The sequence below is a fragment of the Allobosea sp. ASV33 genome, assembly GCF_016428755.1.
GTDB lineage: Bacteria > Pseudomonadota > Alphaproteobacteria > Rhizobiales > Beijerinckiaceae > Allobosea.
In genome coordinates, this window is the sequence record NZ_JAELTI010000377.1 from 1 (window position 1) to 301 (window position 301).

General features: G+C 78.1%; 1 pseudogene. It reads left to right on the plus strand.

The features are described from left to right. Positions 1-175: 175 nt before the first annotated feature. Positions 176-301: pseudogene (locus tag JHD80_RS29005) on the plus strand (tRNA (guanosine(37)-N1)-methyltransferase TrmD); the annotation flags it as partial.

Below are 301 nucleotides of genomic sequence, written 5' to 3' on the forward strand. Positions count from 1 at the left end.
CCCCCCCCCCCCCCCCCCCCCCCCCCCCCCCCCCCCCCCCCCCCCCCCCCCCCCCCCCCCCCCCCCCCCCCCCCCCCCCCCCCCCCCCCCCCCCCCCCCCCCTTTTTCAAGCAGAAGCCGGCATACGCGATCGCGCCTAGAGTCTCGTGGGCTCGGAGATGTGTATAAGAGACAGGTGCTGCGCTGCGACGTGCTGGCGGCGGCGATCGATGCGGCCGTGCCGGCGGATGATGCGAGACCGCGCCTGCTGATGTCGCCGCGCGGGCGGCCGCTCAAGCAGGAGCAGGTGCGCGACTGGGCT